Source organism: Desulfoluna sp. HI9BLuna, assembly GCF_056829775.1.
In genome coordinates this window covers 3,430,574-3,445,239 of the sequence record NZ_CP186555.1, presented here as the reverse complement: position 1 = coordinate 3,445,239, position 14,666 = coordinate 3,430,574, and the positions used below count along the sequence as shown (strand labels likewise).

Below are 14,666 nucleotides of genomic sequence, written 5' to 3'. Positions count from 1 at the left end.
ATTGCCCCCGCCTTTCGGCATGGTATTGCTGCCTGGCGGGGGCTTTTTTGCTGCTTTTTATCGCCCTGGCCCCGGCCCCGCTTTTCGCCGAGTCATCGGACGCGGGCACGGAGGAGCTCGTGCGCATCGCCCGCGAACGCAAGCTCTCCGAGAACCCGTACTGGCGGACCCTGCTCCACTGCCCCGTGGGCCTGACCCCTTACCGGAGCTATATAGACGACCCCGCCTTCTTCCTGGCAAAGACGGGCAAGACCGATGCCGACGCAGAGCTCACCGCCCTGATCCGCACGTTTTTCACGGGCGAGGCCCCCGACGACGTCCCCCTGTGCCGCTTCATCGCCCGATACACCTGGGTATACGACCAGCTGTCCGATGTCCTGGACACCCCGCCCCTGGTATGCGAGGAGGCCGCAAGGCTCCGGCCCTCATCGGCCACCCTGATTTTTCCCACCTATCATCTCAACAACCCGGCCTCCATGTTCGGTCACACCTTTCTGACCATTGAGACCGACTACCAGGCACCGGTGCTGGCCGACGCCGTGAACTACGCGGCCCTGCCCGACAGCCAGAACCCCATCACCTACATGTTCAAGGGCATCGTCGGCTCCTTCAAGGGGTATTATGCCATCCTCCCCTATTACAAAAAAATCCAGGAGTACGGGGACATGGCGCAGCGGGACATCTGGGAGTACCCCCTGACCCTCACCCCGGAAGAGACCCGGCGCATGGTCCTTCATATCCTCGAGCTGAAGGAGAGCTACAGCTACTACTATTTCTTTGACAAAAACTGCTCCTACATGCTCCAGTTCCTGCTGGAGACGGCCCGGCCCGGCCTCTCCCTCACCCATGAAAAAGGGCTCACCGTCATCCCCATCGACACCATCAAGGCCATGCAGAAAGCGGGCCTCATCTCCGAAGCCAGGTACCGCCCTTCCCTGGGAAGCCGCATCCAGGCCGGTGTACGGCGCCTCTCCAAAGACGAGGTAGGCCTCGCACAAGACCTCAGCGACGGCACCCTGCCCCCGGCGGACTTTCTCGCCATGGAGCTTCCCGATCGCACCAAACGTGTCACCCTGGACCTGGTCACCGACGTCACGCGCTACAGGCGCGCCAAGAAAAAGCTCTCCCAGGAGGAGTTCAGGCCCCGGTTCCTGGGGACCCTTAAGGCACGCAAGACCCTGGGCAAAGGAAGCCCCGAAGAAAAGGCCGTGCCCGCCCCTCCCGAGCCCACCACGGGCCATGATGCGTCACGTGTCTCCGCCACCTTCGGGGTCCGCGACGGGGACAGCTTCGAAGAGCTCGCCTTTACCCCGGCCTTCACCAACCTGCTCACCACCGACTACACCCGGCGCGAAGGCGTTCAGATCGAATTTTTGCACACCCGGGTCCGCTACGACAACGATGACAAGGAGCTGGATCTGGAGGCCTTCACCGTCCTGGACATCCTCTCCCTGTCCCCCCGAAATGCCTTTATCCGGCCCCTCTCCTGGACGTTCCACGCCGGGTACGAAAAACGGATGACCGAAACCGGAGACATGAAAGGCGCCTACTCCCTGCGTGCCGCAACGGGAATGAGCTGGAACCTCTCGGACGAGAGCCTCTTTTTCATCCTGCCCGAAGCCGAACTCCTCGCCTCCAAAGGCCTGGACAAAGGGGCCTCCGTGGGGCCCGGGCTCCGGACGGGGCTCCTCTTCTCCCCCACGGACCGATGGCGCATGCTTCTTTCCGGCAACATCACCCGGCGCATGCCCGACGACACCACCGAAACCCACGCGGCCTTTGAAACCAACTTCACGGTAAACCGCAACAACCGCATCGGGCTCTCGGTCTCCCGCACCGACGTCGAGAGCCAGCACGCCTGGGAGACCAGCCTCTCCTGGCATCGTTATTTTTAGAATAAAAGGGTAAGTTGCCCCCGGCAGGGCCGCCGGAGGCAACTGAACAGTGGCGCCGTACATTGTACCCACCGGCCGTCACCCGGCGTCAACACCGGCAACACATTGCGGCCCCACGGGTTTCCATGGTAGAGTGAAAAATCAACCACTTGCCATCCATCCTTTCACCCCACACCGGTGCGCCCATGAAACCACACCCCCGTCGCCGTCCCAAGCCAGCGTGGCTCCTTGCCCTCTACAGGCAAAACGACCGCTATCAGCTCCATCCCATTGCCGTGCATATCCCCAACGGCATGGTGCCGGTGGCCGGAATATTCATGGCCGCAGGCTGCCTCCTTCATATCCAGGCCCTTGTCTTTGCGGCCTACGTGAACCTGGTTGTCATTGCCCTGTCCATGCCGGGGGTCATCCTCACCGGCATCGCTTCGTGGCAGCACCGGTACAAGGGAGCCACCACCGCCCTGTTCCGCACCAAGCTTGTCTGCAGCGCCCTGGTCCTTACAGGTGCTGTCCTGATCCTTCTCCTCCAGGCCCTGTACCCGGTGAACGTGCACCGGCTCACCGGTTCGGCAAAAGCCCTCGTCGCAGCCTACCTCCTTCTGCTGATCCCCACCATCCGTGCGGGTTCCCTGGGCGGCAAGCTGGTCTTCGGCGGCCGAAAGCAGATATAAAAAAAAGGGGGGAACGCACGTTTACGCGCATCCCCCCCGTCAATTCACGCGGCCCGATCCGGGCTGTTTCCTCCCCCCTTACAGGGTCGTGAACATGGACACCTTGGGCTTGACTTCCACGGTCTGCATTTTGGCCAGCCCGTCGGCCAGGGCCTTCTGGATCCGCTTCTCGCTCCAGGGGTTTCGCAGGAACGAGAGGGTGGTAAACCCTTCGGCCTTGGCCTGGAACACGGCATCCCCCTTCTGGTCCAGGATCTGAATCCCCAGAACGACCCGATAACGTTTGAAGAGAAGGTACTGGTCCTGATCCTCGATCTTGAGGTTGGCAGACAGGAACGCCTCCTTCCTGTTTTTGCCCTTGAGCTCGTTGACCACCTTTTTGCGCAGGGAGGTCCCGGCCATGATGTGGTGGAACTCACGGTTGGAGGTGGCCGGGTGGACCCACTCGCAGGTGAGGCTCGAAAGCAGGGCGTCTACCTGGCTGTTTCCGGTCTTGTAATCCTTGATGCGATCGAGTTTTTTTGCCCTGCGCTTGTCGGTTCTGAGGTCAAAACCGAAAGGCTCCAGGGCCTTTCTCATCTCCTTGTACGTATCCATCCCCAGGGTGCCAAAGGAGTCTCCCCCGGCTACCTGCTTGGCCAGATCGATGACATCGGCACCGCCGTCGCTGGTCACCTTGTAGTGCCCCACAAGAACGGGAACATGTTTTTTATCCATCCAGTCCGCGTCCTTCTGGACCCAGGTGGATGCGCAGCCTGTCAGCATCGTGCCTGCCACCAGGGCCACCAGTACCGTGGCCATGGCCTTCCATCTTCTACAGCCGTTTCTCACAACAAACCTCCGAAATTCCATAAATAAGGCATTCATCTACGGCCCTTTCCCACCCGAGGGCCCTTCACGAAAAAACGTTCCCCGGCCGCCTGGCTCCCCGTTTCTCCTGGGTAAGCCGAGGTATGGCCACAGGCCAATCTTCTGCCGGGGGTAACATCACCCCGCCGGATATATACATGCGGTTCTTCAGTAAAAAAAGTTAAAAGAAGGCCAAAAAAAGTACTTATAGACACGGCAAAGCCCCTTGATTGACGATTGACTCGGCACTTCTTTTTGTCATATAAGCTATGATTATTTTGCTAAAAAGATGACGCAAAGAATCATTTCAGGCAGGTACACTGTGCGCCGTCCCAAAACATGAGTCATGAAGGAACAATGCATTACTCCAATTCACACCGTCTCCTCGACACAGGAGGATCATGGTGGTGAATGATCTGAAGTAAGAATCGGACAAAGCGGTTTTCATGAATATACTTGTTGTCGAAGACGAACAGACGGATTTTATCCTCATCAAACACGCCATTGAGCAACTGGGCACATCGTACACCGTCCTGCACGCCGAAGGGTGCAGGGAGGCTGTCCAAACCATCCACGAAACCCCTGTTTCCCTGGCCCTGGTGGATATCCTCCTGCCGGACGGAGACGGCCACAAGATCACGACTCACCTGCAGAGCCACAACATCCCCTTTGTCATGGTCAGCAGCAAGTCCCTGCCCGAATCCGTGGTGCGCTCCCTGAAATCAGGGGCCGAAGACTACATCCGTAAACCCTTTGACATCGCGGAGCTGGCGGCACGCCTGGAGTGTGTCCTGAGACGCACCCCGGAGCCCACCGCCACCACGGACGATGAGGCGCTCCCCGGTGCCGCCGCCCTCGACATCGACTTCACCCCCATTGAGCACCGGCTCCTTCACCGCCTCCGCCTGCGGTTCGACACCTATGTCCCCTCGGACGAACTCATCGAAGCGGTCTGGGGAACCGCAGGCCTGGAGACATCCAAAGGGGCTCTGAGGACCTACATCTCCCACATCCGGAAGAAACTCACCCAGGCAGGCATCCCCCTTGCCATTGTGAGCAAGTGGGGGCGGGGGTACAGGCTCTCCCATACCGACGGCTCCGACGCATGACCCCCACCGGGCAAGGCGCCCCCGGGACGGCCCCATGAAACTCTCCCTGAAAGTCATCAGCATCTTTTTTATCAGCGTGCTCTCCGCCCTGATGGTCATGGCGGTCATCGGCATCAACATCTCCATCAGGCAGTCCACCCGTAACCTCAAAGAGGCGGCCAACATCGCCCTGACCTCCATTGCCACCACCCTTTCCGAAGACATCGGCACGGGGTTTTCCCATGTAAAAGAGATCGCCGAACACCCAACCGTGGCTGCCCTGCTCACCACTCCGAAGGCCCACAGGAGCGAGGCACTGCTCCAGGAGGTCCGAGACCTGTGCCACCACTACCGGCAATTCAATTCACGCTTCAAGTATGTTTACCTCGGCACCCGGGACGGGAGCCTCATCGTGGACAGGGAAATTTCCCTGCCCCAAGGCTACACCCCCATTGTCCGGCCTTGGTACACCGGGGCCCTGGAAAAACCGGGAACCCCCTTCATCAACGACCTGTACAACAGCGTACCCGACGGGCTGGAGATCACCTCCATCTCCCTGGCCGTCAAAGGCCCATCCGGAGAAATCGCAGGGGTGGTGGGGGTGGACTTCCTGTTCTCCCGATACCATACCATCATGCAGAACCTGGCCTTTGAATCCGGGTTTATCGTCATCACCCACAACAACGCCTCCCTCATCGCCCACTCCCAGGACCCTGCCGCAGGCTATACCAGCCTCTCCACACCGGAGAACAGGGACCTTGCCCGGGCCAACACCGCCGTGAACGGGGAGACCGTCATCATCCACGGCAGACGGTACACCGCCTACACACGGAAGATGGACCGGTACGACCTGAAGATCCTCACCTTTGTCTCGGAAGCCACCCTCCAGGATATCCGAAAAAGCTACATCCTCCTGTACACCCTCACCGCCGGGGTGATCCTTCTCATCGTGGGCATCACCGGGTCCCGCCTGGCGCGGAACACCCTGGCCGTGGAGCAGGCATCCATCCGGGCCAAGCAGGACTTTTTCAAAAACATGAACCACGAGATCCGAACGCCCTTGAACGCGGTGGTGGGGTTCATCGATCTCCTCAGTGAAACGCCCCTGGACCGGAAACAGAAAACCTACGTAAACCACACGCGTACGGCTTCCAAGCACCTGGCGGGCATTGTCAACGATGTCCTGGATATCTCCAGCATCCAGGCGGGAAAATACCGCATCGTGGATCAGCCTTATCTCTTCCACGACCTAATCGGCCATATCGTGGCCCTGGTGGAACAGACCTTAAGGGGAAAAGACGTTCGTCTCCACGTTTCCGCCTCATCGGAGATCCCCCACGCCATGAAGGGGGACAGCATGCGCCTGAAACAGGTGCTCTTCAATATCCTGCAGAACGCCGTCAAATTCACGGACAGCGGCATCATCTCCCTGCGTATCGGATGCAAGGCAGAGGAAGACCGGATCTGCCTGGAGTTCACCATCACCGATACCGGATCGGGCATCGCCCCGGAGAACCTGCCCCATATTTTCGATGAGTTCACCCAGTTTGCCGAAACCAACGTCCAGGGAACCGGCCTGGGGCTCACCCTCACCCGCAAACTGGTGGAACGCATGGGGGGAAGCATCTCCTGCACCAGCAAGCCGGGCAAAGGGACGCGCTTCACCTTTTTCGTGGTTCAAAAGGCCGTGCACAAAAGGTCCGGGGTGCACCCGGACAACCGCCCGGACGTCCCTGCCGTTGCCCCCCTTCCCCAGAACTCTGTCCATGAGTTTACGGCCCCCGGGGTATCGGTCCTCCTGGTGGAAGACGATCCCCTGAGCCGCACCATGGTCTCCGAGCTCCTGAAAGGGCACCGCATGGAGGTCCACACCGCCGAGACCGGCAGGGCCTTCCTGGACACCATGACCTCGGGCCGCACCTTCGACCTTGTCATCACCGACATGAAGCTCCCGGACCTCAACGGCCGCACCGTCGTGAGACGTTTGAGGTCCCATGTCCCGTCCCTTGCCCTGCCCCCTGTCATCGCCTTCAGCGCCGTGGACACAGAAGAGAACCTGAAGCAAAGTCCCTTCGATGCCTTTATCCGAAAACCCATCGACATCATCACCTTTCGTAAGACGCTGCTGGCATGGCTCCCCCGTGAACGCGTCGTCACCGGGGCCCCCCGGCCCAAGGCACCTGCCCCCCTTCTTGCCGGGGAGACATGCCGGGAAAAATACGGCACCGGACTCTATGTGAAACTGCTGCACGTTTTTTTGGAGGATCATCGGGAGGGCATACGGATCATGGAGACCATGGTCAGGGAGGAACGATTCTCCGATCTCGAGGTCAGGGTCCATCGCTTCAAGGGTGCCCTCCTGAACATCGGCGCCCCGAAGACGGCGGCCATAGCGGAATCCCTGGAGCACAGGCTCGAGGCCGGGGAAGCCATCGGGATCGATGAGCTGGCCCCCCTTGCCGGGGAGACGGCCAGGGTCATGGAGGAGGCCCGCTGCCTCCTGGCCGCCTTGGAAAAAGAAGCGGAAACGTAACCAGAACAAGCCTGCCTTCCATGGTTAAAGTCGAATGAACCACAGGACCAAGAGAGCTCAGCAAAAGCAATAACGATGCCTCCGGCGGCGAGGGTGGCGAAGCCACTTAGGCAAAACACCTCGAAAGCAGGTTGCGAATGCGCTTTCCCCTTCGTTCCTCAGGGAAAATCACATTCGCTGTTGTTTCAGATGAAACTGAATCTGTTTATTGAGCCCGTCGTTATGAAATCCGGCAAAAATTTAGCCTCGGCAGGGCCGCAGGGGACCTGCTTTTTTTCACCCACGCTGCCCACAGAAGGCAAGCTGCCGAACACCGGTCACCCCCGCGCCAGTATCGCGTCCAGGCGGAGGACCGCACGGGCCACGAGCTCCTGCACCCGCCCTGCGGCCCGGATGGCCGCCTTGCCCTCGGGGGTGGAGGGGTCAACCCCGCCGTTGAGGGCCTTGCAGGCCAGGGCCCCGTGGTCGGCCACAAACCCGTTTCGAAAGGCGTCCACCAGTCCCCGGACCTGGTCCCGAGCCCCGGGTTCCGCGATGGTGTCGGGACCTGCTGCAAGTCCTATCACCAGGCAGGCCGCGGTCATGACTCCGCAGGTCCCGCCTCCGGCCCCCATGCCCCCGGCAAGGCCCGATGCCAACTTCAGGGCACAGGCGTGCCCCAGCCCAAGCTCTTTTGCATAGGTGAGCAAAAGGGCCTCGGAACAAGAGTACCCGGCCTGCAGATAATCCGTGGCAACGGCCACGCGCGTTGATGTCGTCATGTTTCCCCCTTATGGTATGTCAATTCTTATGCACAGACGGCCTGGCCCCCGAAACGGGCCCCGGACCATGCCCTCAACCCTGCACCACGACGGGTGAACCTGTATTGGACAAATGCGACTTTTTCCAGGGAGGTCAGGCCACGCACTGTGAAGGGGAATAATCGGCCAGGCTGAGGCACTCGCGGATCAGGTGGGACTGGTCAAAGAAGCCGCAACGAACGGCCACGTCGGCGGCGTGGGAGGTGGAGAGGTGCCCCAGGGCACGGGAAAGCCGGAACATGCGGGCAAGGTGCTTCGGGGGCACCCCGATGCGCTCATCAAAGAGCCGCTCCAGATGGCGCTGGCTCACCCCGCATCGGGCGGATAGGTCCTCCATGCCCACATGGCCCCCCGCCTGGCGGATAAGGGCCACGGCCGTTGCCACCACCCGGGCATAGGATAAAAAGGCGTCCCTGCGTGCCTCAAAAAAGGCATTGAACCCATGCGCGTAGACCTCCGGCGCATCGCCCCTGTTCCGGGCCACCGCCTCCACGCCCAGGCCCTTGAGTTCCCAGAGTTCGTCAAGAACCACGCACTGCCCGGCAAACTCCATCTGGGGCATGGAGAGAAAGGGGAAGACCCCGCAGGGACAAAACCGAACGCAAAAAAGCCTCAGGTCGCCGTCTGACCCAAGCCCCACCCGACGCGACATGCCCCCCAGAAGAAAAGAAGAGGACACCGTAAAGGGGGCGCGCCCCTGAACGCATACGGAAACGGGATCTCCCAGGTTGAACACCAGGGCCACCCCGCCGAAGAGCTCAAGGGAGGTCTCGCCTTTCAGGTGGCGATACGAAGAAATAAAAGATGCGAACTCCGAAGGGGGGTCGATGACGGCCATGGGCACCTCAACGGGACACGCTGTTTTTCAAGCGTTCCACGCGCTTCCGGTTGACGCCGAAGTCGCTGTACCCCGTGCGGGAGGCCGATCGGAAATGGATGGTGCGGCTGGCCTCGTCGATATGCACCTCCAGGTCATCCACAAACCGGAAAAGGGCGGAGCGGACCTCGGCATGGAGGTAGGTGTCGGTGCGGGTCACCAGGGTGACGCGGGGGGTCTTCTCAAGGACCGAAACAATGCGCGCCATGGCCTCGGCAGGGGAAACCGTTAGTGGCAGGGGAGCGATCCCATGGGTTTCGTCGTCGGCCTGGGAGGAGACGCAGTTGGGCGAATCCGGGCAGGGGGACAGCCTACCCTCCATGACGCCCAGGTTATCGGGCTTTTTCCCGGCAAAAAGCGAGCACCCTGAAAAGAGACAAAGGGCAACGGCGCCAAACACAAGGGCCTTGATGGTCATGGGAAACCTCCTGGTATGGGGTAGGGATGGCAATACGACACGTAAGCGTAACCCAGTCGTAACGATTCAGCACCAAAAAACTGCCTCCGGCGGCCCTGCCGGGGGCCAAACTTTTGAAAAGTTTGACAAACAGATTTTATCCAATTTTCTCAAAGCCTTCGCGAATGTCCTCGCCCTGAGGAACGAAGGGCGAGGACATTCGCAACCTGGGGTCCAGGGGATCATCCCCTGGCCGCCGGAGGCACGCTTTTTGAACCGACTTTAGCCATAGAAGGCAAGCTGAATCGTTACAACCAGTCATAAAAGCGGCCCTGCCGAACCGACCCGGGCTATTTGCGAACAAACAGAAACATGTCTGTGGTGATGCTCCCGTCCGGCTCCGGGTAATCGCTCAGGTGGGTCTCCACCACGGCAAGGTGATTCTCGGCAAGCCAGCCCTTCACCACCTCGGGGTCGTGGTAGGTAAAATGAAGCTTGCGGCCCCCGGAAAAACCGGCGGTCTCGTACCCGTCTTTTTTCCCCACCATGAAACTCAGGTAGAGAGCGCCCCCTGGGGCCAGGCAAGAGGCAACCTCCTTGATGACGCCCCGGGCCTCTTCAGGCGAGATATGCACGATGCAAAACGAGGCGATGACCACATCAAAGGTGCCGAGCCCTGAGAGGTCCCGGATGTCCCCCACCCGAAAGCAAAAATCCCCCGACGGCATATGGGCTTTGGCCAGGCTCACCATCTCGGCAGAGAGGTCGATGCCGGTGACGGACGCCTTTTTCCCGGTCATCAGCACGGCATTGTTCCCCGGGCCGCAGCCGATGTCCAGCACCGCGGCCCCTTCCGGCACATAGCTGTCGCGAAAACGGATCATCATCTCCCGGTACGGAGCGTAATCCATGAACTTATCCGCGTAGGCAGCCGCGGAGTCATCGTAGGTGGAAATGGTGGTCTTGAGGCGGGATGTCATAACGGTCTCCGGGCTAAGAGGGCTAAGGGCTAAGGGCTAAGGGCTAAGGGCTAAGGGCTAAGGGCTAAGGGCTAAGGGCTAAGGGCTAAAATAGCCGAATGCATTCAGGTGTCAACTCAAACAACGGAACGCTAACACGAAAACCGACGTTTGTTTTACTTATGCCTCCGGCGGTCCTGCGGGGGGCTGAATGTTTAAAAAGTTTCACACACAGACTTAAACACTCGCCTTGAGTGAACTCCGGTTTAAATGCGGATGTGATTTGACCCGGGAAGCGAGGGGCAAAACGCATCCGCAACCTGCTCTCAAGGTGGCACACCTGGCCGCCGGAGGCAGCTTTTTAGCGGCACGGAGCCGTAGCCTTAAATATTACGCAATGGCTTTCACAGCCTCGGCAAAGGCCTGAATCTCCTTCTCCGTGGTGGCAAAGGAGGCCATGAGGCGGACCTCGTTTGTCTGGTTGTTCCAGACATGGAAATGAAACCGCTGCTGGAGTGTCTCGATCATGTCAGCCGGCAAAACGGCAAAGACGGCATTGGCGTCCACGGGCTGGGTAATGGTCACCCCGGGGGCTCCCTTTAGGGCGTCGGCGATCTTTCGTGCCATGGCATTGGCGTGGAGAGCGTTGCGTCTCCAGAGGCCGTCCTTTAAAAACGCCTCGAACTGGGCCCCCACAAAGCGCATCTTGGACACAAGCTGCATGCCCTGCATGCGGCTGTACTGAAAGGCCTCGTCAAACTCCGGGGTAAAAAAGACAACGGCTTCACCGAACATCATGCCGTTTTTGGTGCCGCCGAAGGAGAGGAAGTCCACCCCGGCGTCTTTGGTAAAGGCTGGGAAATCGAGGCCCAGGGATGCGGCGGCATTGGAGATGCGGGAGCCGTCCATGTGGACCAGGAGCCCGTTGTCATGGGCGTACTCGCAGATGGTTTTAATCTCATCCACGGAGTAGACCGTGCCGTACTCAGTGGTCTGGGTGATGGAGACCACCTTAGGTTGAACCCTGTGGTAGTCCGGTTCCCGCTCCACCCAGGGCCGTAGCCCTTCCACGGTGAGCTTGCCCTGCTCCGAGGGCACCGTGATGAACTTGCTGCCGGTGAACCGCTCCGGCGCGCCGCATTCGTCCATGTGGAGATGGGCGCAGTCTGAGATAAGCACCGCCTCAAAAGGCCGGGTCACGGCGTCGATGGAAAGGATATTGGCAGCGGTGCCGGTCATCACCAAAAAGGCGGAGGCCTCTTTGCCAAAAACCTTTTTGAAGCGTTCCGCGGCCACGGCCGTCCAGGGGTCTGTGCCATAGGCACCGGCCGTGCCTGCGGCAGCGGCCGCCACCGCTGATACAATCTCTGGGTGAGCCCCTGCATGGTTGTCACTGGCCAGGCTGATCATCTCGTCTTGCATCTACATCTCCTTCCATACATCAACACGTCCCGGTGCTATCACACCGACATTTCAAGTTCATTGGAAGAAAAAAGGTACCCCCCGGAACACCCGTTGTCAATGGGACAAAAGCCAGGCAGCAGGGTCAACGCATTTACACATTCAGTTGCCTCCGGCGGGTCGCTTTTTGAAAAAAGCTCCGCAAAAACGTTCCGGTAATAAATAAAACCTGTTTATCAAACGTTTCAAAAGTTTGGCCCCCGGCAGGGCCGCCGGAGGCAAAAATCTACATGCGTTAACCCTGAGCCTGGTAGCACAAAGCATGCTCACCGTAGGGGACTCTGACCGGACAAGGCCTTTGAAGCACCCCGGTACGGAAAACGCCCCCATGGAGCCCCCCCCCCAGGACCCGCCATCTTGCATGGGGGTCGTGTTTTTCCTGCGCGCCCGGACACCGGACTCCGTTGTGTGACCCCATACCCGCTCTCCTTTTCTGGTTCATATTGTCAATTTAAAAACATGACCCCATGTTCACCCCTGTTTGACAGCATCCCCCCGGGTGTGGGAATAATCGGCAGGTCCATTCACTACTCGCAAAGGAAAAAGAGCGCACATGAAACAGGGGACGCAGCAAGCAAGAAAGCCTGTCCAGCAGCGGGGGATACAGACGAAGGACAAGATCCTCAAGGCCGCTGAGCGCCTTTTTTCGGATAAAGGCTTCCACAAGACCAACACCAAAGCCATCGCCGCCGAAGCCGGTGTGGCCACCGGAAGTGTCTATGCGTACTTCAAGGACAAAAAGAGCGTCTTCCTTGAAATTTACGGGACCGCCTCCCATGCCTCCTTTTTGGAGAGGGCCTGCCGGGAGATTGATGTTTCGGGAAAAACCAACCGGGAAGCCATCCTGATCTTGTTGCAACGCCTGGCCAAAGAGCATACCCTCTCCCCCGGATTCCGGCGCGAAGTGGCGACCATGAGGGCCAGCGACAAGGATGTGGAGGCGATCCACGCCCGACAGCACGACGCCATGAGGGCCCAGCTGGTCGACACCCTGAGCCGCAGGCAAAAAGACCTGCGGGTCACCGACCTGGAGGCCGCCGCCTTTGTGATCCTGAGCGCCTGTGAAGAGGTGATGCACACCTCCGGGACCGGCGCGCCAGGCATCGAACAGGATCGGCTACTCGACGCCCTTGCCGACATGGTTACGCGGTACGTTTTTCGATGAGGTGGGTCCCCCTGACACATGACGCCTCTGGGCCACAGACGATAAGTCCGCTGGGGAACAGGGCATTCGGCGTCCGTTTTTTTCCATTGTGTGTTGACATAGAGTCACCCAAACCATATATTGCCATATAACGATATATCAGCCATCAGGGAGAACCCGATGAAACCGTTTATCAAAGTGATGAAAGCCCTGTCCGACCCCAGCCGGGTGAAGATCGTCAAGGCTCTGCAACATCGGTCTCTTTGCGTTTGCGAACTGAAAGAGGCCCTGGGCCTGGCCCAGTCCACGGTGAGCAAGCACCTCAAGGTCCTGGAAGAGGCCGAATTGGTGAGCTTTGAAAAGGATGGGCTCTGGGTCAATTTCCAGCTGAACCGCCAGCCGGGAAACACCTATGCCGTGGCCATGCTGGACCAGGTGAGCGACTGGCTCGAAGCCGATGCGGACATCCGGGAGATGCTGGACAGGCTCCCGGACATTGATCGGGAGTTCATCACCCGGGGCTGAGGAGTCTGCCAAATTCCCATGAGTGAGTGGGGAGGGCACCGGCCCTCCCGACGATGATGGCAGCACACCGCTTCGTTATGCTGAAAGGACCTGTTTTACCCCTTGGGGCATGACAGGTTCATTCGTCCCAAAGCCCGGGTTTTTATACCGGCTCTGCGGTTTCCCGCGGGGCGGAATGGCACCAATTACATCGCCAAATGGCAATACATAGAATTACAAACCCGGCGGTCACACACGCTTCGCGTCCATGAATTCACGGATCACCCGAGCTTAGCGTCCCCGCCACCATGGATGTCTGTTATGAAAGAACGCACCAAATTCATCTGGATCGCCGGCCTCTACCTCGCCGCCTACCTCATGCCCTGGGGCTCCCCCACCATTCGCCAGGCAGGCCTGGAGGCCTTCATGATGCTTCAGGAGTACGCCCGGCAGCACGTCCTCACCTGCCTGGTCCCGGCCTTTTTCATTGCCGGGGCCATCAGCGTCTTTGTCTCCCAGGCCTCGGTCCTGAAATACTTCGGCGCCCAGGCCAGAAAGGTTCTCGCTTATTCCGTGGCCTCTGTCTCCGGGGCCATCCTGGCGGTCTGCTCCTGCACGGTCCTGCCCCTGTTCGCCGGAATCTACGCCCGGGGAGCGGGCATCGGTCCGGCCACGGCCTTTCTCTACTCCGGGCCAGCCATCAACGTGCTGGCCATCATCCTCACGGGCCGGATCCTCGGATGGCAGATGGGCCTTGCCCGGGCCATCGGGGCCATCTGCTTTGCCCTGGTGGTGGGGCTCCTCATGGCCTTCTTCTTCCGCAAAGACGACGCGGCCCGCGCCACCGGCCCCATGCACCTTCCCGATGAAGAGGAGAACCGAAGCCTTGCCCAGAACGGAATTGTCATGGCTGTCATGGTACTCATCCTCGTCTTTGCAGCCTTTGCCAAACCCGGCCCCGACGAAGGGGTTGTGTGGCAGACCCTTTTCGGGGTCAAATGGTACCTGACAGGAGGCCTTCTGCTTCTCCTGGCCTGGCTGCTGAAAGCCTGGTTCGACGCCGAGGAACGCACCGACTGGGTGGAATCCTCCTGGGGGTTCATGAAGCAGATCTTTCCCATGCTGGCCATCGGGGTCCTGGCCGCCGGATTCCTCCTGGGGCGCCCCGGCCACCCGGCCCTCATCCCCGAGGCGTGGATTTCGGCCCTGGTGGGCGGGAACTCCTTTTCCGCGAACCTGTTCGCCTCCCTCTCCGGCGCCCTCATGTATTTTGCCACCCTGACGGAGATCCCCATCCTCCAGGGGCTCATGGGAGCCGGCATGGGCAAGGGCCCGGCCCTGGCCCTCCTGCTTGCGGGACCGGCCCTCTCCCTGCCCAACATGATCGTCATCAGCGGCGTCATGGGCGTAAAGAAAACATCCGTCTTCGTAGCCATCGTGGTGGTGATGTCCACCCTCGCCGGCATGATCTACGGAGCCATCTGACAC

At 59.9% G+C, this 14,666-nt stretch carries 13 protein-coding genes; 7 read left to right on the top strand and 6 right to left on the bottom strand.

Going from position 1 to position 14,666, the window contains the following annotated elements; all coding sequences use genetic code 11:
* Positions 1-47 precede the first annotated feature (47 nt).
* Together ACOYW0_RS13970 and ACOYW0_RS13965 are read left to right on the top strand one after the other, a co-directional pair.
* Positions 48-1,895, top strand: a complete 1,848-nt coding sequence (locus ACOYW0_RS13970) for an Lnb N-terminal periplasmic domain-containing protein (RefSeq protein WP_482414478.1) — start codon at positions 48-50, stop codon at positions 1,893-1,895.
* A 185-nt stretch (positions 1,896-2,080) separates the two neighbouring features.
* Complete coding sequence (locus ACOYW0_RS13965) at positions 2,081-2,566, top strand: hypothetical protein (protein WP_482414477.1); 486 nt, start codon at positions 2,081-2,083, stop codon at positions 2,564-2,566.
* Between the two features lie 78 nt (positions 2,567-2,644).
* Here ACOYW0_RS13965 and ACOYW0_RS13960 read toward each other — a convergent pair whose 3' ends face one another.
* Positions 2,645-3,367: a hypothetical protein gene (locus tag ACOYW0_RS13960; RefSeq protein WP_482414476.1), complete on the bottom strand. Its 723-nt coding sequence runs from the start codon at positions 3,365-3,367 to the stop codon at positions 2,645-2,647.
* 494 nt (positions 3,368-3,861) lie between these two features.
* Between ACOYW0_RS13960 and ACOYW0_RS13955 the strand changes: the two genes are divergently transcribed.
* Both ACOYW0_RS13955 and ACOYW0_RS13950 read left to right on the top strand, forming a co-directional pair.
* Positions 3,862-4,524, top strand: coding sequence for a response regulator transcription factor (locus ACOYW0_RS13955; RefSeq protein WP_482414475.1), 663 nt, complete (start codon positions 3,862-3,864; stop codon positions 4,522-4,524).
* A 34-nt stretch (positions 4,525-4,558) separates the two neighbouring features.
* The gene (locus ACOYW0_RS13950) at positions 4,559-7,036 is read left to right on the top strand and encodes an ATP-binding protein (RefSeq protein ID WP_482414474.1); all 2,478 of its coding nucleotides are present in this window, start codon (positions 4,559-4,561) and stop codon (positions 7,034-7,036) included.
* Positions 7,037-7,353: 317 nt separating this feature from the next.
* Here the strand turns inward: ACOYW0_RS13950 and ACOYW0_RS13945 are convergent, their stop codons facing one another.
* From ACOYW0_RS13945 to ACOYW0_RS13925, 5 genes are all read right to left on the bottom strand, one after another.
* A complete protein-coding gene (locus tag ACOYW0_RS13945) occupies positions 7,354-7,797 on the bottom strand; it encodes a C-GCAxxG-C-C family (seleno)protein (protein ID WP_482414473.1) in 444 nt (147 codons plus the stop codon).
* 133 nt (positions 7,798-7,930) lie between these two features.
* On the bottom strand, positions 7,931-8,674 hold the full coding sequence (locus ACOYW0_RS13940; protein ID WP_482414472.1) for a helix-turn-helix domain-containing protein: 744 nt from the start codon (positions 8,672-8,674) through the stop codon (positions 7,931-7,933).
* A gap of 7 nt (positions 8,675-8,681) precedes the next feature.
* A complete protein-coding gene (locus tag ACOYW0_RS13935; protein ID WP_482414471.1) occupies positions 8,682-9,131 on the bottom strand; it encodes a DUF1499 domain-containing protein in 450 nt (149 codons plus the stop codon).
* 329 nt (positions 9,132-9,460) lie between these two features.
* On the bottom strand, positions 9,461-10,090 hold the full coding sequence (locus ACOYW0_RS13930) for a class I SAM-dependent methyltransferase (protein WP_482414470.1): 630 nt from the start codon (positions 10,088-10,090) through the stop codon (positions 9,461-9,463).
* A gap of 369 nt (positions 10,091-10,459) precedes the next feature.
* Positions 10,460-11,491, bottom strand: coding sequence for a threonine aldolase family protein (locus ACOYW0_RS13925; RefSeq protein WP_482414469.1), 1,032 nt, complete (start codon positions 11,489-11,491; stop codon positions 10,460-10,462).
* 592 nt (positions 11,492-12,083) lie between these two features.
* Here ACOYW0_RS13925 and ACOYW0_RS13920 point away from each other — a divergent pair.
* From ACOYW0_RS13920 to ACOYW0_RS13910, 3 genes are all read left to right on the top strand, one after another.
* Positions 12,084-12,695 (top strand): TetR/AcrR family transcriptional regulator, encoded by a 612-nt coding sequence (locus tag ACOYW0_RS13920; protein WP_482414468.1) that lies wholly within the window; start codon positions 12,084-12,086, stop codon positions 12,693-12,695.
* A gap of 159 nt (positions 12,696-12,854) precedes the next feature.
* Positions 12,855-13,199, top strand: a complete 345-nt coding sequence (locus ACOYW0_RS13915; protein WP_180137443.1) for an ArsR/SmtB family transcription factor — start codon at positions 12,855-12,857, stop codon at positions 13,197-13,199.
* A 300-nt stretch (positions 13,200-13,499) separates the two neighbouring features.
* Complete coding sequence (locus ACOYW0_RS13910; protein WP_482414467.1) at positions 13,500-14,663, top strand: permease; 1,164 nt, start codon at positions 13,500-13,502, stop codon at positions 14,661-14,663.
* Positions 14,664-14,666 lie beyond the last annotated feature (3 nt).